The sequence below is a fragment of the Streptomyces sp. NPDC014864 genome, assembly GCF_043081525.1.
Classification (GTDB): Bacteria; Actinomycetota; Actinomycetes; order Streptomycetales; family Streptomycetaceae; genus Streptomyces.
On the sequence record NZ_JBIBWT010000004.1, the window covers coordinates 323,266 to 345,289 of the forward strand.

11 protein-coding genes and 1 tRNA gene are annotated in these 22,024 nt (G+C 72.7%); all 12 read left to right on the plus strand.

Annotation, left to right across the window (positions count from 1 at the left end):
* Window positions 1–45 precede the first annotated feature (45 nt).
* The 12 genes from ACF1A5_RS10055 (at window position 46) to ACF1A5_RS10110 (ending at window position 21,966) form a co-directional block, all read left to right on the plus strand.
* Window positions 46–2,451, plus strand: a complete 2,406-nt coding sequence (locus tag ACF1A5_RS10055; RefSeq protein ID WP_392192351.1) for a sodium-translocating pyrophosphatase — start codon at window positions 46–48, stop codon at window positions 2,449–2,451.
* A 199-nt stretch (window positions 2,452–2,650) separates the two neighbouring features.
* Window positions 2,651–3,256 carry a small secreted protein gene (locus tag ACF1A5_RS10060; RefSeq protein WP_392192352.1) on the plus strand — a complete coding sequence of 202 codons (606 nt, stop codon included), beginning with the start codon at window positions 2,651–2,653 and terminating at the stop codon, window positions 3,254–3,256.
* 200 nt (window positions 3,257–3,456) lie between these two features.
* Window positions 3,457–4,977, plus strand: coding sequence for a methyltransferase (locus ACF1A5_RS10065; protein WP_392192353.1), 1,521 nt, complete (start codon window positions 3,457–3,459; stop codon window positions 4,975–4,977).
* Between the two features lie 524 nt (window positions 4,978–5,501).
* Window positions 5,502–5,699: a hypothetical protein gene (locus ACF1A5_RS10070; RefSeq protein ID WP_392192354.1), complete on the plus strand. Its 198-nt coding sequence runs from the start codon at window positions 5,502–5,504 to the stop codon at window positions 5,697–5,699.
* Window positions 5,700–5,945: 246 nt separating this feature from the next.
* Window positions 5,946–8,765: a type I DNA topoisomerase gene (topA, locus tag ACF1A5_RS10075; RefSeq protein WP_392192355.1), complete on the plus strand. Its 2,820-nt coding sequence runs from the start codon at window positions 5,946–5,948 to the stop codon at window positions 8,763–8,765.
* 238 nt (window positions 8,766–9,003) lie between these two features.
* Window positions 9,004–12,339: a dTMP kinase gene (tmk, locus tag ACF1A5_RS10080; protein ID WP_392192356.1), complete on the plus strand. Its 3,336-nt coding sequence runs from the start codon at window positions 9,004–9,006 to the stop codon at window positions 12,337–12,339.
* Between the two features lie 187 nt (window positions 12,340–12,526).
* Window positions 12,527–13,732: a DNA polymerase III subunit delta' gene (locus ACF1A5_RS10085; protein WP_392192357.1), complete on the plus strand. Its 1,206-nt coding sequence runs from the start codon at window positions 12,527–12,529 to the stop codon at window positions 13,730–13,732.
* Between the two features lie 264 nt (window positions 13,733–13,996).
* On the plus strand, window positions 13,997–15,595 hold the full coding sequence (locus ACF1A5_RS10090; protein ID WP_392192358.1) for an alpha/beta hydrolase: 1,599 nt from the start codon (window positions 13,997–13,999) through the stop codon (window positions 15,593–15,595).
* 117 nt (window positions 15,596–15,712) lie between these two features.
* A tRNA-Thr gene (locus tag ACF1A5_RS10095) sits at window positions 15,713–15,789 on the plus strand.
* A gap of 843 nt (window positions 15,790–16,632) precedes the next feature.
* Window positions 16,633–16,932, plus strand: coding sequence for a hypothetical protein (locus tag ACF1A5_RS10100; RefSeq protein WP_392192359.1), 300 nt, complete (start codon window positions 16,633–16,635; stop codon window positions 16,930–16,932).
* A 423-nt stretch (window positions 16,933–17,355) separates the two neighbouring features.
* Window positions 17,356–18,258: a glycosyltransferase family 2 protein gene (locus tag ACF1A5_RS10105; protein ID WP_392192360.1), complete on the plus strand. Its 903-nt coding sequence runs from the start codon at window positions 17,356–17,358 to the stop codon at window positions 18,256–18,258.
* 465 nt (window positions 18,259–18,723) lie between these two features.
* A complete protein-coding gene (locus tag ACF1A5_RS10110; protein WP_392192361.1) occupies window positions 18,724–21,966 on the plus strand; it encodes a BTAD domain-containing putative transcriptional regulator in 3,243 nt (1,080 codons plus the stop codon).
* The last annotated feature ends 58 nt before the right edge of the window (window positions 21,967–22,024 follow it).

The following is a 22,024-nucleotide window of genomic DNA, read 5'->3' on the forward strand; positions in this document are numbered from 1 at the left end:
AATCCGTCCACATCTTGAGCTCAGCCCAAGCGTCAAGGAGGACGAATGGCGGGGCTTTCTACCCCTCATCAGTTGGGCCACCCCACAACCTTCGCAGCCGCAGTACTCACCGATGACAACCGGATCATCGTGGCGGTCATCGGGGCCGTCGCGCTGGCCGCGCTCGTGGTCGCGGGAATCCTGGTGCGCCAGGTGCTCGCGGCGGGCGAGGGCACGGACAGCATGAAGAAGATCGCGGAGGCGGTCCAGGAAGGCGCCAACGCCTATCTGGGCCGGCAGCTGCGCACGCTCGGCGTTTTCGCCGTCGTCGTGTTCTTCCTGCTCATGCTGCTGCCCGCGGACGACTGGAATCAGCGCGCCGGACGATCGGTGTTCTTCCTGATCGGAGCGGCGTTCTCGGCGGCCACCGGTTATATCGGCATGTGGCTCGCCGTGCGCAGCAATGTGCGCGTCGCCGCGGCCGCCAGAGAAGCGACCCCGGCGGCGGGAGAGCCGGAAAAGGATCTCACCGCCGTCTCGCACAAAGCCATGAAGATCGCTTTCCGCACGGGCGGCGTCGTCGGCATGTTCACGGTGGGGCTCGGCCTGCTGGGCGCCTCCTGTGTGGTGCTCGTGTACGCGGCCGACGCGCCGAAGGTGCTGGAAGGTTTCGGCCTCGGCGCGGCCCTGATCGCCATGTTCATGCGTGTCGGAGGCGGCATCTTCACCAAGGCCGCCGACGTCGGCGCCGACCTGGTCGGCAAGGTCGAGCAGGGCATTCCGGAGGACGATCCGCGCAATGCCGCGACCATCGCCGACAATGTGGGCGACAACGTCGGCGACTGCGCCGGTATGGCGGCCGACCTCTTCGAGTCGTACGCCGTCACCCTCGTCGCCGCGCTGATCCTCGGCAAGGCGGCCTTCGGCAACGCCGGACTCGCCTTCCCGCTGCTCGTGCCGGCGATCGGTGTGATCACCGCGATGATCGGCATCTTCGCGGTCGCCCCGCGCCGGGCCGACCGCAGCGGGATGAGCGCGATCAACCGGGGCTTCTTCATTTCCGCGGTGATCTCGCTAGCCCTGGTCGCGGCCGCCGTGTTCGTCTATCTGCCGTCGTCGTACGCCGACCTCGAAGGCGTCACCGACACGGCGATCTCGGTCAAGCACGGCGACCCGCGCATCCTGGCCGTGGTCGCGGTGGCGATCGGCATCCTGCTCGCCGCGGTGATCCAGCAGCTGACCGGCTACTTCACCGAGACCACCCGGCGCCCGGTCAGGGACATCGGCAAGACCTCCCTCACCGGGCCGGCCACCGTCGTCCTCGCCGGTATCTCGGTCGGTCTGGAGTCGGCGGTCTACACCGCCCTGCTGATCGGCCTCGGCGTGTACGGGGCGTTCCTGCTCGGCGGTACGTCGATCATGCTGGCGCTGTTCGCGGTGGCGCTGGCTGGCACCGGCCTGCTCACCACGGTCGGCGTGATCGTCGCCATGGACACCTTCGGTCCGGTCTCCGACAACGCGCAGGGCATCGCCGAGATGTCCGGTGACGTCGAGGGCGCCGGAGCGCAGGTGCTCACCAACCTGGACGCGGTCGGCAACACCACCAAGGCCATCACCAAGGGCATCGCCATCGCCACCGCCGTACTGGCGGCGTCGGCGCTGTTCGGGTCGTACCGAGACGCGATCACGACCGGCGCGCGCGAGGTGGGCCAGCAGCTCTCCGGCCCGGGCGCCCCGCTGAGCCTGATGATGGACATCTCCCAGCCCAACAACCTCGTCGGCCTCATCGCCGGTGCGGCGGTCGTCTTCCTCTTCTCGGGGCTGGCGATCAACGCGGTGTCGCGGTCGGCGGGTGCGGTGGTGTTCGAGGTGCGGCGGCAGTTCCGCGAGAAGCCCGGAATCATGGACTTCAGCGAGAAGCCGGAGTACGGCAAGGTCGTCGACATCTGCACCAAGGACGCCCTGCGCGAGCTGGCCACACCCGGACTGCTCGCCGTCATGGCGCCGATCTTCATCGGGTTCACGCTCGGAGTCGGCGCGCTCGGCGCCTACCTCGCGGGTGCGATCGGCGCGGGCACGCTCATGGCCGTGTTCCTCGCCAACTCCGGCGGCGCCTGGGACAACGCCAAGAAGCTCGTCGAGGACGGCCACCACGGCGGCAAGGGCAGCGAGGCCCACGCCGCCACCGTGATCGGCGACACCGTCGGCGATCCCTTCAAGGACACCGCGGGTCCCGCGATCAACCCGCTGCTGAAGGTGATGAATCTGGTGTCGCTGCTCATCGCGCCCGCGGTGATCAAGTTCAGCTACGGCGCGGACAAGAGCATCGGCGTACGGATCACGATCGCGGTCCTCGCCTTGCTCGTCATCGTCTGCGCGGTCTACGTCTCCAAGCGGCGCGGAATCGCCGTGGGTGACGAAAACAATGCGGAACGGGTGTCGAAACCGGCCGATCCCGCGGTGGTCTCGTAGGCGGGCACTCACACGAGGCCCAGCTCAGGAGGCGGGTGGGCGACGCGCATCTGCGCGCCGCCCACCCGCTTCGTGTCTGTGTGCGTTCCCGCCCGTGAGCCTTCTCTCGCATGGTGCAAATGGCTACAAGGAGTGATGTAAAGGACATCCGACCTGCGGTCGTGACCCGTACGCCGTGTATGTTCCGGGGCCGAGAGCCATGGAAGGGACCAATCCGGTGAACAAGAAGCTTGGGGCCGCGCTGTCCGGCGGTGCGGTACTGGTACTGGCACTGTCCGGCTGCTCCAGCAGCAGCGCCGACGACAAGAACGACGCGCTCGACACCTGGGCCAAGCAGGTGTGCAACGCGGTGCAGCCGCAGGCGAAGAAGATCGAGGCCGCCAACGCCGCGATCCAGAAGCAGACCTCGGACAACAGCACACCGTCCGCGGTGCAGAAGACGGACGCGCAGGCCTTCCAGGACATGTCCGACGCCTACAAGGCGATCGGCAGCGCCGTCGACAGAGCGGGCGCGCCCAACGTCGACAACGGCAAGAAGAAGCAGCAGGACGCGGTCAAGGAGCTCAACGGCCTCGCGACGTCGTACGCCTCGCTGAAGAAGAAGGTGGACGGGCTCGACACCAAGGACCAGGGCAAGTTCGCGGACGGCCTCAAGGACGTCGCCACCCAGCTCGACAAGCTGAGCAGGACCGGCAACGACGCGCTGAAGAACCTCGAGGAGGGCGACGTCGGCAGGGCGATGGCCCGGCAGCCGAGCTGCAAGTCCGCCTCCGCACCCGCGTCGGCCCCGGCGACGCAGGGCTGACCCGGCTCCGCCGACACAGGCTGACCGGGCTCCGGTGATGCGGGGCCGACCCGCTCCGGTCCCGTATCCGGTGACTGCCGATCCGGTGGCCGGCCGGATCGCGGTCCGGTCGGCCGGAACAGGGCGCACCACGCGCGTGTGGTGCGCCCTGTTCCGTACGCGCACGTGCGATGTCGGTGCGAGCCGACACAATGGGGTGCGTGAGTGACTCCAGCCTGCCCGCCCTGCCCGCCGCCGACCGACCGGACGTCGCCGCCCGCCTCCGGGACGCCCTGCTCGCCGCCTCCTTCACCGCCGACGGACTGCTCGAACTCCTCGGCGCCCCCGCCTACGCGGCCCTGGCGCGCAGCGAGACCGTGCCCGCCCTCCGGGCCACCCGCGGGGACACGCCGCTGGAGACGCTCGTCCGGCTGTTCCTGCTCCAGCAGCCCGTGCCGCCCGCGCGCGTGGCCGACGTCCTGCCCGTCCAGGAGTGCCTGGAGAGCGGCTGGCTGGTGCGGGTCGGCGCGGACGAGGTCGCCGCGACCGTGGACATCCGGCCCTACGGCGGGCTCGACGGCGAGGACTGGTTCATCGTCTCCGACCTGGGCTGCGCGGTCGGCGGCGCCGGAGGCATCGGCAGCCGGGACGAGGGCGTCGTCCTGGGAGTCGGCGGCGCCTCCACGACCCTGGCCGGCATCACGGTCCGTACGCCCGTCGGTTCCGCGCTCGACCTCGGCACCGGCTCCGGGATCCAGGCGCTGCACGCCGCCCAGCACGCCACGCGCGTGACGGCGACCGACGTCAACCCGCGCGCGCTGCACATCACCGGGCTCACCCTCGCCCTGTCCGGCGCCCCGGCCGCGGATCTGCGCCAGGGCTCGCTGTTCGAACCGATCCGCGCCGACGAGACGTACGACCTGATCGTCTCGAACCCGCCCTTCGTCATCTCGCCGGGCGCCCGGCTCACCTACCGCGACGGCGGGATGAGCGGGGACGATCTGTGCCGCACGCTCGTTCAGGAGTCGGGGGAGCGGCTGACGGAGGGCGGGTTCGCGCAGTTCCTCGCCAACTGGCAGCACGTGGAGGGGGAGGACTGGCAGGACCGGCTCAGGTCATGGGTGCCCCGCGGCTGCGACGCCTGGATCGTGCAGCGCGAGGTGCAGGACGTGACGCAGTACGCCGAGCTGTGGCTCCGGGACGCGGGGGACCACCGCGGCGACCCGGCGGAGTACCAGGCGCGCTACGACGCCTGGCTCGACGAGTTCGAGGCGCGCAAGGTGAGGGCCGTCGGCTTCGGTTGGATCACCCTGCGCAGGACGGGCGCCGCCGTGCCCTCGATCACCGTCGAGGAGTGGCCGCACCCGGTCGAGCAGCCGCTGGGGGAGACGATCCGGGCGCACTTCGCGCGTCTGGACTATCTGCGGGACCACGACGACGCGGCGCTGCTCGAAGGGCACTTCCGGCTCGTCTCCGAGATCGTCCAGGAGCAGGTCGGTCTGCCCGGAGCCGAGGACCCGGAACACGTGGTGCTGCGCCAGCACCGCGGGATGCGCCGGGCCACCACGGTGGACACGGTCGGCGCGGGCTTCGCCGGGGTCTGCGACGGCTCGCTCAGCGCCGGGCGCATCCTGGACGCGATCGCCCAGCTGATGGGCGAGGACCCGGTGCTGCTGCGCGACCGCACCCCCGCCCAGATCCGGCTGCTGGTGGAGCAGGGGTTCCTCGATCCGGCCGTATGAGACCGGTCGTATGAGATCGGTCGTATGAGATCGGCCGGGCGGGACCGGCCGACTGGGACGGGCCACACCAGAGCGACCGAACGGGACCGGCCGACCGGCCGACTGAGACGGGCCACATGAGATTGGCCGAATGGGACCCGTCGAGTGCGGCCGTGACCCGCGTGTGGGCGGTGCCCCGGAGTGCCGGGCCGGTGCCGGGTCGGCGCCCCGGAGTGAGAGGGAGCGCGCAACGCGCGCCGGTCCGCGCCCAGGGGTGCAGGGTCGGCGCCCGGAGCCGGGGGTCCGCGCCGGGTGCCGGGCGGTGAGATCGCGTCGACTTCTTCCCCGCCCGGACGCCGCGGGCACGCAGCCGTCCCGAACGCGGCCCGGAAAAAAATTTCGGAGCCCCGCTCCCTCGTGATCCCCCCTCCTTCCGTTCTCCCGCTCGCGGCGCGGCCGCCCGGTGTTCACCGGGGGTTGGCCGGGCCGTCGCGCGGACGTGTCAGCCTCCCCAACCGGGGCATCCGGGACGAGGGGGAACGTATATGGAGAGCGAGCCGGCGATCTTCACCGGCGCGGTGTTCGCCCTGTTCGGAGCGGCACTGCTGGGGTGGACGGTGGTCCGGGTCCGGCACCGCGAGCCCGTCGCGCTCGGCGCGCATCGAGCCGTCTCCGCGACCGTCGCCGGAGTGGTCGCCGCGGCGGCCCTGGCCCTCGGTGCGTGGTGCTTCACCCGGCTGTGAGCACGGTCGCAACGCTCCGGTTCCGTAACCGAAAGATCACCCTCCGCATCGCGGGGGAAGGCCTGGTCGGCACTCCGGGCGGCAGGAAGGGCGGTAGTCGGGTTACCGTTCGAGTGGCCGTTGCGGGCTTTTCCCGTTTGACACGGGGGCGGGATGTACCGTCACACTCCGCAGCGTCAGCACGATCCGACCCCGGGAAACCAAGGCCTGGGGAGCCCCCAGCGTCGACCGGAGAGAAGAGCGAAGTTGTCCCCGACCAGCGAGACCGCGCAGGGCGGCCGCCGACTCGTCATCGTCGAGTCGCCTGCCAAGGCGAAGACGATCAAGGGCTACCTCGGCCCCGGCTACATCGTCGAGGCGAGCGTCGGGCACATCCGCGATCTTCCCAACGGCGCCGCGGAGGTTCCCGAGAAGTACACCGGAGAGGTCCGCCGCCTCGGCGTGGACGTCGAGCACGACTTCCAGCCCATCTACGTCGTCAACGCCGACAAGAGGGCGCAGGTCAAGAAGCTCAAGGATCTGCTGCGCGACTCCGACGAGCTCTTCCTCGCCACCGATGAGGACCGCGAGGGCGAGGCCATCGCCTGGCACCTGCAGGAGGTGCTCAAGCCCAAGGTCCCGGTCAAGCGCATGGTGTTCCACGAGATCACCAAGGACGCGATCCAGCAGGCCGTGCGCAATCCGCGGGAGCTGAACCAGCGGCTCGTCGACGCCCAGGAGACCCGCCGCATCCTCGACCGCCTCTACGGCTACGAGGTCTCGCCGGTCCTGTGGAAGAAGGTCATGCCGCGCCTGTCGGCCGGCCGTGTCCAGTCCGTCGCCACCCGTCTCGTCGTCGAGCGGGAGCGTGAGCGCATCGCGTTCCGTTCCGCCGAGTACTGGGACCTGACGGGCACCTTCGCGACCGGTCGCGCCGGGGACCCGAGCGACCCGTCGTCCCTGGTCGCGCGCCTGCAGAGCGTCGACGGCCGGCGTGTCGCGCAGGGCCGCGACTTCGACTCCCTGGGGCAGCTGAAGAGCGCGAACACGCTCCACCTCGACGAGGTCAATGCCCGCGCCCTGGCCGCCGCCCTGGAGAGCACGCGGTTCTCGGTGCGGTCGGTCGAGTCCAAGCCGTACCGCCGCTCGCCGTACGCCCCGTTCCGTACGACGACGCTTCAGCAGGAGGCCAGCCGCAAGCTGGGCTTCGGCGCGAAGGCGACCATGCAGGTCGCCCAGAAGCTGTACGAGAACGGCTACATCACGTACATGCGTACGGACTCCACGACGCTGAGCGACACGGCCGTCGCCGCCGCCCGCTCCCAGGTCACGCAGCTGTACGGCGCCGACTACCTGCCCGCGCAGCCGCGTACCTACGCCGGGAAGGTCAAGAACGCGCAGGAGGCGCACGAGGCGATCCGCCCCTCGGGTGATCGTTTCCGCACGCCCGCCGAGACCGGCCTGACCGGCGACCAGTTCAAGCTGTACGAGCTGATCTGGAAGCGGACGGTCGCCTCCCAGATGAAGGACGCGACCGGCAACAGCGTGACCGTGAAGATCGGTGGCACGGCCGCCGACGGCCGCGACGTCGAGTTCAGCGCGTCCGGCAAGACGATCACTTTCCACGGCTTCCTGAAGGCCTACGTCGAGGGCGCCGACGACCCGAACGCCGAGCTCGACGACCGCGAGCGCCGGCTGCCCCAGGTCGCCGAGGGCGACGCGCTCACGGCCGAGGAGATCACGGTCGACGGGCACGCCACCAAGCCCCCGGCCCGCTACACCGAGGCCAGCCTGGTCAAGGAGCTCGAGGAGCGCGAGATCGGCCGCCCGTCGACGTACGCGTCGATCATCGGCACGATCCTCGACCGCGGGTACGTCTTCAAGAAGGGCACGGCCCTCGTGCCGTCCTTCCTGTCCTTCGCCGTGGTCAACCTCCTGGAGAAGCACTTCGGGCGGCTCGTCGACTACGACTTCACCGCCAGGATGGAGGACGACCTCGACCGCATCGCCCGCGGCGAGGCGCAGGCCGTGCCGTGGCTGAAGCGTTTCTACTTCGGCGAGGGCCCGGTCGAGGGCGCGGCCGCCGACGCCGGCAACGGCGACGGGGACCACCTCGGCGGCCTCAAGGAGCTGGTGACCGACCTGGGCGCGATCGACGCGCGCGAGGTGTCCTCGTTCCCGGTCGGCAACGACATCGTGCTGCGGGTCGGCCGCTACGGCCCCTACATCGAGCGCGGCGAGAAGGACACCGAGCAGCACCAGCGTGCGGACATCCCCACGGACCTCGCACCGGACGAGCTGTCCGTCGAGCTCGCGGAGGAGCTGCTCGCCAAGCCGAGCGGCGACTTCGAGCTGGGCACGGACCCGCAGACCGGCCACCAGATCGTCGCCAAGGCCGGCCGGTACGGCCCCTACGTCACGGAGGTCCTCCCCGAGGGCACCCCGAAGACGGGCAAGAACGCGGTCAAGCCGCGCACCGCCTCCCTCTTCAAGTCGATGTCCCTGGACACGGTGACGCTCGAGGACGCGCTGAAGCTCATGTCGCTGCCGCGCGTCGTCGGCACCGACGCCGAGGGCCAGGAGATCACCGCGCAGAACGGCCGCTACGGTCCGTACCTGAAGAAGGGCACGGACTCGCGCTCGCTGCAGTCCGAGGACCAGCTCTTCACGATCACGCTGGAAGAGGCGCTGGCGATCTACGCCCAGCCCAAGCAGCGGGGTCGCGCGGCCGCCAAGCCGCCGCTCAAGGAGCTGGGCGAGGACCCGGTGAGCGGCAAGCCCGTGGTCGTCAAGGACGGCCGCTTCGGTCCGTACGTCACCGACGGGGAGACCAACGCGACCCTCCGCTCCGGCGACAGCGTCGAGACGATCACGCCCGAGCGCGGTTTCGAGCTCCTCGCCGAGAAGCGGGCGAAGGGCCCGGCGAAGAAGGCGCCCGCCAAGAAGACGGCGGCGAAGAAGACGACGGCGACGGCCGCCAAGAAGACCGCGGCGAAGAAGACGACGGCGAAGAAGACGACCACCAAGAAGACGGCCGCGAAGACGGCGGCTTCGAAGGCGGCCGCTTCGAAGACGACGGCGGACTGAGCCGGCCCGCGGCCGGGCGCGTGTCGCCCGGTCGCGGCGCCCGTGGTGTGGCGCGTGATGCGGCGCACATGACGCGGTGGTGGTGATGCGGCGGGCGGCCCTCGAAGCGGCCGGTCGCGACCTCGCTTCCCCGGAACGGGTTCGCCTAACCAACACCTCGGCATCACTTTGGTGACGGGGCGTGCGCACGTTCGGACGGTCACCACGGGCTGTCGCTGCGTGCCGATAGGCTGAAAGCATGACGCGAGCCGAGCAGCCAACCGGCCATGATCCGGCCCCCGACGCCGCCCTCGTAGCGGATTCCCGCGAGCGCGCCGTCCGCGCGCTGCTGCGACAGCCGCAGCTGAAACGGCTGTGGAGCGCGCAGCTGGTGGGGGGTGTCGGAGACACCCTCGCCCTTTTGGTCCTCGTCCTCCTCGCCCTCCAGGCCGCGATCGCCGAGGACGCCTTCGGCGGTGGTTACCGCGGTGTGGCGTTGGCGGTGGCGAGCGTCTTCGGGGTGCGCATCCTGGCCACCCTGCTCTTCGGCGCCGTCCTGCTCGGCCCGCTCACCTCCCTCACCGCCCCGGAGGGGCCGCTCGACCGGCGCTGGACCATGGTCGGTGCCGACGGTGTGCGGGCCGCGCTGCTGATCGTGGCGCCGCTGTGGATCGACTGGACGCCCGGCGACGCCCTGATCTTCCTGCTGGCCACGGCCTTCGTCGTCGGTGTCGCCGAGCGTTTCTGGACGGTGTGCCGCGAGAGTGCGGCGCCCGCGCTGCTGCCCGTCCCGCCGCCCGAGGGTGCCACGGTGCGCCCGCTGCCGGACCACATGGAAGCCCTGCGCCGCCTGTCGCTGCGGACCGGATTCGCGGCGATCCCCCTCGCCGCCGCCACCCTCGTCGTCGCGGCGCTGCTCAACAACCTCCTGGGCACCGCACTCGACTGGTTCGACCAGCACCAGGCCGCCCTCGGCTCGTATGTCGCGGCCGGGCTGTTCGCCGCGTCCCTTTCCGTGCTGACCGCCCTGGAACTGCCCGGCACGCGCACCCCGCGCGCGCGGTCGCCGCTCGAGGGACTGCGCCGCCCGAAGACGGGCACGGGCGTCGACAAGGGGCGCACGGGGGCCGTTCCGCTGCTCGTGGCCGCGTCCGCCGCCGTGGCCGGCGCGATCGCCGCCGGGGTCGCCGTGTGCGCGCTGCACGCCAAGGACCTCGGCGGCGGCCCGGTGCTGTACGGGCTGGCGGTGCTCGCCCTGACCGGCGGGACCGTCGTAGGCATCCGTACGGCCCCCAGGATGCTGGTGTCGCTGTCCCGGCGCCGGATGCTGTCGCTGGCGATCGCCTTCACCGGCATCGCGCTGCTCGCCGCCGGTCTCGTCCCGGACGTGACCACCGTGCTGCTGCTCCTGGCGCTGGCCGGGGTCGGCGCGGGCGTCGCCGCCAACACCGGGCACGCGCTGCTCGACCAGGAGGCCGAGGACTACCGCCGCCCGCGCATGACGGAGCACCTGCACGCGGTGGTACGGATCTTCGTCGCCCTCGGCGCCGTGATCGCCCCGCTGGTCGCCGCGGCCATCGGACCGCACCGGCTGCAGAACGGCAGGTTCGTGTTCGCGCACGGCGGCGCCGCCTTCACGCTGATGCTGGTCGGCGCGCTGCTGCTGCCGGTGGCCGCGCTGGTCCTGGCCAAGGTCGACGACCGCTCCGGCGTGCCGCTGCGCAACGACCTCCTGGACGCGCTGCGCGGCGGCGACGAACCGGAGACGGTGCCCGCGTCCTCCGGCTTCTTCATCGCCCTGGAGGGCGGCGACGGGGCCGGCAAGTCGACCCAGGCCGAGGCGCTCGCCGAGTGGATCCGGTCCAAGGGCCACGAGGTCGTCCTCACCCGCGAGCCGGGTGCGACGCCCGTGGGCAAGCGGCTGCGCTCGATCCTGCTGGACGTGTCGTCGCAGGGCCTGTCGCACCGCGCGGAGGCGCTGCTGTACGCGGCGGACCGCGCCGAGCACGTCGACACGGTCGTCCGTCCCGCGCTGGAGCGGGGCGCGGTGGTCATCTCGGACCGGTACATCGACTCGTCCGTGGCCTACCAGGGCGCCGGCCGCGACCTGTCCCCGACGGAGATCGCCCGCATCTCCCGCTGGGCGACGAACGGCCTGGTCCCGCATCTGACGGTGCTGCTGGACGTCTCCCCGGAGACGGCCCGCGAGCGGTTCACGGAGGCTCCCGACCGTCTGGAGTCGGAGCCCGCCGAGTTCCACGCGCGCGTGCGCGCCGGTTTCCTGACGCTGGCCGCCGCCGACCCGGGGCGCTACCTCGTCGTGGACGCGGGCCAGGAGCCGGAGGCCGTCACGACCGTCGTCCGGCACCGCCTCGACCAGATGCTGCCGCTGTCCGAGGCCGAGGTGAAGGCCCAGGAGGAGGCACGCCGCAAGGCCGAGGAGGAGGCCCGTCGCAAGGCGGAGGAGGAGGCCGCCCGCAAGGCGGAGGAGGAGCGCCTGGAGCGCGAGCGCCAGGAGCAGCTCGCCCGGCTGCGCGCCGAGGAGGAGGAGCGCAAGCGCCGCGAGCTGGAGGAGGCGCAGCGCCGCGAGGCCGAACGGCAGGCCGAGGAGGCCCGGCAGCGGGCGGAGGAAGCGCGCCGGCGTGCCGAGGAGGAGCGCGCCCGCCTCCTCGCGGAGGAGAAGGCACGGGCCGAGGCGGAGGCGCGGCGCAAGGCCGAGGAGGAGCGCCGGCGCAAGGAGGCCGAGGAGGAGGCCCGGCTGCGGGCCGAGGCCGAGACGCGCCGCCTGGACAAGCAGCGCAAGGCCGAGGAGGCCCTGTTGCGGGCCGAGGAGGCCCGGCGGGCGGCGGAGCGCGCGGCCGCCGCCGCGCAGGCGGGCCCCCGGAAGCCGACCGCTCCCTCCGACTCCGCTTCCGCTCCCGCGTCCCCGCCGGACGCGGCGACCGTGTCGACCCCGATGGTGACCCCGACGAACGCCTCGGGCGGACCGGTGGACGAGACGGCGGTACTGCCGCGGGTGACCGAGGAGCGCGACGAGCGGGCCGACGCGGCCGAGGCCGCAGGCGCGGTCGACGGCGGTTCGTCCTGGGAGACCGGGCGCTCCGGGTCCAGGCCCGAGTCCGCGTCCGAGGTGACGGCGAGGCTGCCGCAGCCGCTGGTACGGCCCGAGAATCCGGCCGGGGCCGCCGACGAGACCGCGGTGCTGCCGCCGGTGCCGCCGGAGGGCGCGGCGGACGAGACGGCGGTCCTTCCTCCGGTCGGAGGAGACGACGGTTCGGAAGATCGGGTTCCGCCGGGGTTCTTCCGGGACGAGCGGCAGACCGCCGACCGGTCCGAGCGTCGGGACGACGACCGCACGCGCGAGCTGCCGCAGTTCGACCCCGAGGCCCATGCCGAGGCGCGGGACGGCGGGCGCCGGGGCCGGCAGCGGCCGGACTGGGCCGAGCAGACGCCGCTCGACGATCTGCCGACGCTGGCGGACGAGCTGCTGGGCCCGCGCGGCAACGACGGGGACGCCGACGAGCACGAGGGCGGCCAGGACGGCGGTCGTGACAGCGGCCGAGGGCGTGGCCGTGGCCGAGGCCGCCGAGGCTGAGCCCCCACCACGGCCGGGCGCGCGCGGCCGTCGGTCGCACGCCCCTCGAAGCCGTACGGGGCCGTACACGCACGGCGCCTGTCGCCCGCCCACGTCCGGGTGGGCGGCAGGCGCCGTCCGCATTGTCAGTGGCTGCCCGCACAATGGACTGGCCACCACCGAACGTGACGAAAGGGCGGCGTGACCCATGAGCGTGTGGGACGACCTCGTCGGGCAGGAGCGGGTCAGCGAGCAACTGACCGCCGCCGCCCGGGACGCCGACGCCCTGGTCACCGGCGCCGCCACCGGCGCCCCGCCGCCCGAGGCGTCGAAGATGACCCACGCCTGGCTGTTCACGGGGCCGCCGGGCGCGGGGATCACCCAGACCGCGCGGTCCTTCGCCGCCGCCCTGCAGTGCGTGAGTCCCGACCGCGCCCTGGGCGGAGCCCCCGGCTGCGGGTTCTGCGACGGCTGCCACACGGCACTGGTCGGGACGCACGCCGACGTCACCACGGTCGCCGCCGTGGGCACCCAGATCCTCGCCGAGGACATGCGGGACACCGTCCGCAAGTCGTTCACCTCACCGGCGAACGGCCGCTGGCAGGTCATCCTCGTCGAGGACGCCGAGCGGCTGAACGAGAAGTCCGCCAACGCGGTCCTCAAGGCCGTCGAGGAGCCCGCCCCGCGCACGGTCTGGCTGCTGTGCGCGCCCTCGATCGAGGACGTCCTGCCCACGATCCGCTCCCGCTGCCGCCATCTGAACCTGAGCACACCGTCGGTGGACGCGGTGGCCGACATGCTCGTGCGCCGGGAGGGCGTCGAACCCGCCGTGGCGGCCGCCGCCGCCCGCGCCACGCAGGGCCACGTGGACCGGGCCCGCCGACTGGCCACCGACCCGGCCGCGCGCGAGCGCCGGGCGACGGTGCTCAAGCTCCCGCTCCGCCTGGACGACATCGGCGGCTGTCTGAAGGCGGCCCAGGAACTGGTCGACGCGGCGGCGGAGGACGCCAGGGCGCTCGCCGAGGAGATGGACGTCAAGGAGACGGAGGAGCTGAAGGCGGCGCTCGGCGCGTCCCAGGGCGGCCGGCTGCCGCGGGGCACGGCGGGAGTGATGAAGGACCTGGAGGACAAGCAGAAGCGCCGGCGCACCCGTACGCAGCGCGACAGCCTGGACCTCGCCCTGACCGATCTCACGGCGCTCTACCGCGACGTCCTCGCCCTTCAGCTCGGCTCCCGGGTCGCGATCGCCAACGCGGACGTCGAGGACACCTTGGAGCGGCTGGCCCGCGGGGGCTCCCCGGAGTCCACCCTGCGCCGTATCGAGGCGATCGCCGCCTGCCGCGACGCCCTGGACCGCAATGTCGCCCCGCTGCTGGCGGTGGAGGCGATGACGATGGCGCTGCGTTCCGGCTGACGACGGCGCCCCCGTCGCTCACGCGGCCCGGGCCGACACCGACGCCCTACCTCGCGCGGCGGCACGGCACGACCCGTATGTGGCACGCCGTACCTCGCACGGGGCACGGCATGACTCGTACGGGGCACGCTGCGCACGGTTCGCGCATGCCCGATCGCGGAGGGTTACGCTCGTTCGATGTACCTCAGCCGCGCCCTTCGTCCGACCGGCCGGAGTCCCCGGACCCGTACCCCTCGAACCGCCGGCAGCGCCCGCACCGGGCGCATGACGCGCACTGCCCGCACGCCGCGTACCGACGGCGCACTCCGCACGGTCCGCGCGGGCGGCGCGCTGCTCGCGGCCGCCGCGCTGCTCGCGTCGGCCTGCTCCGCCCAGGACTCGGCCACGCACACCGCCTCCGCCGCGGAGGCGGTCCTGGCCGCGCTGCCGCGCTCCACGCCGTCCACCCTGTCGCCGTACTACGCCCAGAAGCTGACCTGGCGTGACTGCGGGGTGCCGGGCTTCCAGTGCGCCACGATGAAGGCGCCGCTCGACTACGCGCGGCCGGACGCGGGCGACGTCCGGCTGGCGGTCGCCCGCAAGAGGGCGACGGGCCCGGGCAAGCCGCTGGGCTCGCTGCTGGTGAACCCGGGCGGCCCGGGCGGCTCGGCGGTCGGCTACCTGCAGCAGTACGCCGGCGTCAGCTACCCGGCTGCGGTCCGCGCGCGCTACGACATGGTGGCGATCGACCCGCGCGGCGTCGCCCGCAGCGAACCCGTCACGTGTCTCGACGACCGCGCCATGGACACGTACACCCAGACCGACATCACCCCGGACAGCCGGAAGGAGACGGACGCGCTCGTCGGGGCGTACCGGAGGTTCGCGGAGGGCTGCGGCGCCCACGCGCCGAACCTGCTGCGCCATGTCTCCACCGTCGAGACCGCGCGGGACATGGACATCCTGCGGTCGGTGCTGGGGGACCGGAAGCTGAACTACGTCGGGGCCTCGTACGGGACCTTCCTGGGCGCGACGTACGCGGGGCTGTTCCCGGACCGGGTCGGCCGGCTCGTCCTGGACGGCGCGATGGACCCCTCGTTGTCCGCGCGCCGGCTGAACCTGGAGCAGACGGCGGGGTTCGAGACGGCGTTCCGGTCGTTCGCGCGGGACTGCGTGCGGCAGACCGACTGCCCGCTGGGCGGCCGGGGCGCGACGCCCGAGCAGGTCGGCGCGAAGCTCAAGACGTTCTTCCGCAGGCTGGACGCCCACCCCCTCCCCACCGGCGATGCGAACGGCCGCCTGCTCGGCGAGGCGCTCGCGACCACGGCGGTGATCGCGGCGATGTACGACCAGACGGAGTGGCCGCAGCTCCGGGAGGCCCTCACCTCGGCGATGGAGCAGAACGACGGCGCCGGCCTGCTGATCCTCTCCGACAGCTACTACGAACGCGACGCCAACAGCCACTACGCCAACCTGATGTACGCCAACGCCGCCGTGAACTGCCTCGACCTTCCCGCGGCCTTCTCCACCCCCGCGCAGGTCGAGGAGGCGCTGCCCGCCTTCGAGAAGGCGTCCCCGGTCTTCGGCGAGGGGCTGGCCTGGGCCTCCCTGAACTGCGCGTACTGGCCGGTCGCGCCCACCGGCGCGCCGCACCGAATCGAGGCCCGGGGCGCCGCCCCGATCGTGGTCGTCGGCACCACTCGCGATCCGGCGACCCCCTACGTGTGGGCCCGGTCCCTGTCCCGCCAGCTCGCCTCGGCCCGCCTGCTCACCTACAAGGGCGACGGCCACACCGCCTACGGTCGCGGCAGCGCCTGCATCGACTCCGCGATCAACGCCTACCTGCTCCGCGGCACCCCACCGGCTGCCGGAATGCGCTGCTCGTAACCCCCTGCCCGGGGGCCCCGGCCCCGGGTCCCCGGCGTCCGGGGGCGTGTGCGAAGCACCTCCGGAAACTGTGTAGACTTACCGACGTTGCCGATCGCACCATGGTGCCGGCAGCGCGCCGCTTTAGCTCAGATGGCCAGAGCAACGCACTCGTAATGCGTAGGTCTCGGGTTCGAATCCCGAAAGCGGCTCCATCGAAAGCCCAGCTCAGACAGCGTCTGAGCTGGGCTTCCTCGTTCAGCGGACGCGGCGCCGGCGTCGTGCCCGCTCGGCTCGCCGGTCCTCGGTCTCAGTTCTGGCCTCAGTCGGGGTCTTCCGGCGCGGCATGAAGGCGTCTCCCATGCGGCGCATCGGCGGGCGTCGACGCCCGCTTCCGCCAGCGGCTCCTTGAACTCCGCCCAGGCGGCCCCGCCGGGGGATGGGGCGCCCGTCCGGGCGGGTGAACACTGCGTCGCACTCCTGCCACAGCTCGCTGGGCGCGATCAGCTTTCGGGGGCGGGCTGACGGTGGACGTAGCGGGTTCTGGTGCCCCCCGACACGGACCGCGGCGCCGTCGGACGAGTCCGGGGTCGTCGAGCCGGGCGGGGTCGGCGTAGACCGGTCGTGAGTGTGACTGCCCGGGGATTCAGGGGAGTTGATAGGCTCGTCATCAAGATCGAGTGATCGCAGCATGAAGTCACTCGGCCATTGCTGGCGTGCCGAAGCCGATGAAGACCAGATTCCGGCCGGGGCAATCAGGCGCAATGGCCGCAATGACGGGGGATTCTGGCATGCGCAGACGCCAGCTGATCAGGCGACCGTGCCCCCAGGGGGCGCCCTTTGCCCTGACCCACGCAAGAGGGACTCCTGAGATGAGAACCCCCGAGCTCGCGCACAAAATCGGCGGTCTTCGGGGACCTATTGTCCCTCATCTGCACGAAAGGGAGCATGATATGAAGCTACGATTCGGTCGTGTCGGCGCAGGGGCGATGGCGTTGGCCGCGGCGGCCACGTTGATGGTGAGTGCAGGCAGCGCCTCCGCCACGACGGATCCCGGAATGACCTGGGACCACACATACGAAGCCTCGGGTGTGCGGGTCTACGTCAAGGAGTACGGCGACATCATCTCGGTGTGCGACACAAAGTCGAACGGGCACTCGGCCATGGTCCAGGTCCGCGCCACCGACGTATGGCCCTACGACTACGAGATGACGGCCAGTGGTGGCGTCGGCAGCTGCAAGACTCATCGGGCCAGCGACGGCGCCACGTACAACCTGAGCGAGCGCGGCATAGACCTCCTCTTCGACGGCGACGGCGGCGACTGGTCGGGGTCGGGCTACTTCATGAACGATCACTGATCTGTCGCTTGGCGCCCGACTCAAGGACGTAGGGGTCTTCCCCTCGATCACCGCGGCACGGATGGGGGGCAGCCAGTTGGGAACGCCCCCCATCCACTGCCGGGGGCGCTCGCCGAGGAGCAACGTTCCCTCTGCTCGGCCGGCGCCGTCGGCACCGACCCTGTCTGACCCGACGGCTCCACCTGCGGAGGACAAGCCGATGCCGCCGTCCCCGTGACGCAGGTCGCCGACAAAGCCCAGGAGGACGCGGTCGTGGGCCACACCGGACAGTGTCGTCCGGTGCGCGGAAAACCGTCGCAAAGAGGGCGCAAAGCAGGCCGGTGGGCGGACAACCCGGGCAGCCGGGACGACATCTTGGTGAACGAGGGGCGCCGTGCGGTGGGAGCATGGGCGCCGTCGTCGGCCGGATGGAGTGAGGGAGCCGTGGTGGAACCGGTGGAGCCGAGGATCGCCGTCGCCGTGGTGACCATGGGCAACCGGCCCGCGGAGATCAACGCCCTGCTGGAGTCCGTGGCCAAGCAGGACCTCGCCCCCGCCCGCATCGTGATCGTCGGCAACGGCTGCCGGCTGCCCGAGTTCGCCCACCGGCTCTCCCTCCCCGGCGAGGTCACCACCGTCGACGTCGACGAGAACCTCGGCTGCCCCGGCGGCCGGAACGTCGCCCTCGCCCGGCTCCGGGAGTTCGGCGACACCGACGTGGTCGTGGAGCTGGACGACGACGGGCTGCTGGTCGACGCGGACGTGCTGCGCCGCGTACGCGACCTGTACGTCGCCGATCCCCGGCTCGGCATCGTGGGGTTCCGCATCGCCGACGAGCAGGGCGAGACCCAGCGACGGCACGTGCCTCGCGTCGGCGCGTCCGACCCGATGCGCGGCGGATACGTCACGGGGTTCCTCGGCGGCGGGCACGCCCTGAGCATGAGGATGCTCGAAGAGACGGGGGACTGGCCCGCCGAGTTCTTCTTCGCGCACGAGGAGACCGACCTGGCCTGGCGGGCCGCCGACGCCGGATGGAAGATCCTCTACGCGCCCGAGCTGCTCCTTCGGCACCCGAAGACCTCACCCGCCCGGCACGCGATCTACCACCGGGTCACCGCCCGCAACCGGGTGTGGCTGGTCCGCAGGCGGCTGCCGCTTGCGCTCGTCCCGGTGCATCTGGGGGTCTGGACGCTTCTCACGCTGCTGCGGACCCGTTCGCTCGCGGGGCTGCGGGCCTGGTGCGGCGGGTTCCTGGAGGGGCTGCGCGAACCCGCCGGCGAGCGGCGTCCCATGCGCTGGCGCACGGTCTGGCGGCTCACCCGGCTGGGGCGGCCACCGGTCGTCTGACCCGTCGCGGAGGATCCGGCGTACCCCAGAAGATCTGAACCGCTCGCGAAAGACCCGGCGCCTCGGGAAAGCGGACGAGGGCCCCGATCGTTCACCTCTGACGACCGGGACCCCTCGCGTCCCCGGATGCGGCCGGCGGCGACACTCCCCCGAGTTGCGCGTACGCCCGCACCGTCGGCCCGTATCCGATGCAGTGATCACATCAGGCCGCGCCAACGGATCGCTAACATATGGCCATCGGTTCCCCCGATGGTCGTCGGCCAGTTGGCTGGAAGTCGCCGGGGTGCGCCGACAGACGGCCTGAACCGTAGCGGAAAACTGCCCGGGCCGGTCGGTGAAAGGCGGCGGGAAACCGCTGTGCAGAGGGCGGAAATCCGCCAGGACGGCGGGCGCCCGCCGCGCGGTGCGGCCGGTCGCGGCCGGACGGGGATGCGGGGGGCGCGCGGGAAGGCAGTGGACGGGGTGATGCGGTGCGAGCTGCGTTTCGGACTGCTGGGGCCGCCCGTGCTGTACGAGCCGGTCCCGTGCCGCCCGATCGGCCCCGGGGAGTTCGTCCCGAAGGACCTGCCCCTCCCCGCCGTCCGTCCCATCGGCAGCCCCAAGGTCCGTGCCCTGCTCGCCGCCCTGCTGCTGGAGGCCGGCCGGGTGGTGTCCGTCGAGGCGCTCAAGGACGTCCTGTGGGGCGGCGCACCGCCGGCCTCGGCGCAGGCCTCGCTGCACAACCACGTGGCCCGGCTGCGCCGCCTCCTCGACGATCCTGAGCGGCTGCGGGCCGTGCCGCCCGGCTACCTGCTCCGGGTCGGCCAGGGCGAGTTGGACCTCCACGTCTTCGAGGCGCGGCTCGCCGAGGCGCGCGCCGCGCACGCCGGCCGGGACTGGGCGCGGGTGGTGCGCGCCTGCACGGCGGCGCTCGCGCTGTGGCGGGGCGCGCCGCTGAGCGGGCTGCCCGACGACATGGGCGGGTACGCCGTCGTCCAGCGGCTGGGAGAGGCGCGGCTGCTGCTCCTGGAGTGGCGCTACGACGCCGAGCTGGCCCTCGGCGGCACCCGGCTCGCCGGTCTCGTACCGGAACTCGCGGCGCTGGCCGCCGAGCACCCGCTGCGGGAGGCGTACCACCGTCAGCTGATGCTCGCCCTGCACCGCACCGGTCGTCAGGCCGAGGCCCTGGCCGTCCACCGGGACCTGCGCGCCCGCCTGGTCGGAGAACTCGGCGTCGAGCCGGGCCCGGCCGTGCAGGAGGCCCACCTGGAGGTGCTCCGGGGCCCCGCGAGGACGCCCGTATCCGTCCCGGGCTCCACCGATCCCGCACCGGACCCCGACGGCCCCCAGCCGCCCCGGCCCGCGCAACTCCCGCCGCGGCCCGCGCACTTCACCGGTCGCGCCGACGACCTGCGGGCCCTGCGCCGGGCCCTGACCGGGCCCTCGGGCGGCGGCAGCCCGGTCGCCGTCATCAGCGGCATGGCCGGCGTCGGCAAGAGCGCCCTCGCGCTGTACGCCGCCCATACGCTGCTGGAACGTTTCCCTGACGGTCAGCTCTACGTCAGCCTGCACGGCGCCACCCCCGGTATGACCCCGCTCACCCCGCGCCAGGCGCTGCGTGCCCTGCTCCGCGACCTGGGCGCCGAGCCGCGGCACATTCCCGAACACCCCGACGCGGCCGCCGCGTTGCTGCGCTCCCTGCTGGCTCCGACGCGTACGCTGCTCGTGCTGGACGACGCCGAGAGCGCCGCTCAGGTACGGCCGTTGCTGCCGGCGGGGGCCGGGTGCGCGGTGCTCGTCACCAGCCGTTCGCCGCTGACCGCCCTCGACGGCGCCCGCCGCTTCCCGCTCGCGCCGCTGTCCGGCGAGGACAGCGCGGCGCTGCTGCGCGCGGTCTCCGGGCGGCACGGGCTCGACGCCGGGCACCCACTCGTCGCACTCACCGGCCGCCTCCCGCTCGCCCTGCGCGTCGTCGCCGCCCGGCTGGCCGCCCGCCGGGCCCTCACGCCCGACGTGCTCGCCGGGCAACTGGCCGCAACGGAAGAGCGCTTGCACCATCTGGAGTACGACGATCTGAGCGTGCGCCGCTCGCTGGCCGTCGCGCACGACGCCCTCGCCGCCTCCGAACGCGAGGCCGACCGGGACGCCGCCCTCGCCCTGCGCCGCATCGGCGCGCTCGACCTGCCCACGTACGGCGCACCCCTGATCGCCCGCCTCATCGGCACCGACGAGCGCCGCGCCGAGGCCGCACTCGACCGCCTGGTCGACGTGGCCCTGCTGGAGGAGTCGGCCTACGGCCGGTACGCCCCCCACGACCTGGTGCGCTACTTCGCCCGCGAACTCGCGGAGGCCGAAGGGAGCGCCGGTGGCACCGGGACCGGGGCGGTGGCCGGGGCCGGGAGCGGAGCAGGCACCGGAGCAGGTACCAGGGCAGGGACCGGAGCGGAGAGCGGCGCGGACGCCGGGCCAAGGGCCGGAGAGGAGGCCGGAGAAGGGGCCGGAGCAGGGGCGGGGCCGAAGACGGGCACGGACGTCGCCGAAGCCGCCCTGCGCTGGTACGCCGCCGTCGCCGAGCACGCGCTCGTCGCGATCGTCGAGCCGGGTCTGGACCGGGAGGACCGCCGGCACCCCACCGCGGCCCAGCCGGCCGGGCACCGCGCGGACGTGGGGTCCGTCCCGCCGTTCAACAGCCCCGAAGAGGCCTTCGCCTGGGGCGACGTGGAATTGGAGAACGTCGTCGCGCTGGCGGACCGCTACGGCCGGACCCCCACCCGGCAGGACCTTCCCGCGCCGGCAGGTGACCGTGTCGTCGCCCGTCTCTCCGTCCTGGTCCGGCTGTTCTTCCCGTATGCCCAGCGCAGTGGCCGTGTCGCCGAGATGGAGGTGCTCGGGCGGGCCGGCCTCGACGCGGCGCTCCGGCTGCGGGACGAGGCGGCCGAGGCGTACGCCCTCGGCGACCTCGCCGGGCTGTACTTCCTGACCGGCCGGCAGAGCGACGCGCTCGTCCTCAACGACCGGTCGCTCGCGATCTGGCGCAGGCTCGGCGTCGCCTCGCGCATCCGGCGCAGCCTCAACAACCGCGGACTGCTCCTCGAAGGACTCGGCCGGTACGCCGAGTCCGGCGAGGCCCTCCGGCAGAGCCTGGAGTGCTCACGGCAGCTCAACGACCCCTACGGCGAGGCGGTCACCCACAGCCACCTCGGCAATCTCTACGAGCACACCGACCCGCGTGCCGCCATCGAACAGCACCGGCTCTCGCTCGCCATCGGCGACGAGATCGGCGCCGTCATCGTGCAGCACACCGCGCACTGCAACATCGGCTACGCGCACCTCACCCTCGGCGAACCGGCCGCCGCGGCCGAGCACTTCGGGGAGAGCCTGCGCATCCTCGGCGGCCACGGCGACTGGCACGGCGAGTCGCAGACCCGGCTCGGCCTCGTCCGCGCGCTGCGGCAGCTCGGCCGCGCCGGACAGGCCCGCCGTGAGTGCGCCGAACTGCTGCGTCGTGCCGACACCCGCGCCGACCGCTACACGGGCGGACTCGCCCGGCACCAGTACGGACTGCTGCTGGTGGAGGAGGGTCGCGTCGAGGAGGCTTACGAGGAGTGGCGCGCGGCCCTCGTGGCGCTGGACGGGACGGACGCCAAGGCGGTGGCGGCCGAACTGCGCGCCCTGCTCGCCGGCCCGCCGGACGGGACCGCCCGGCAGACGGCTGTGCGGAAGGCTTGAGCGGGGCCGAAGAGGCGCCTTGAGACCGGCCCGCGCACGCGGCCTCCTCACCCGTCGC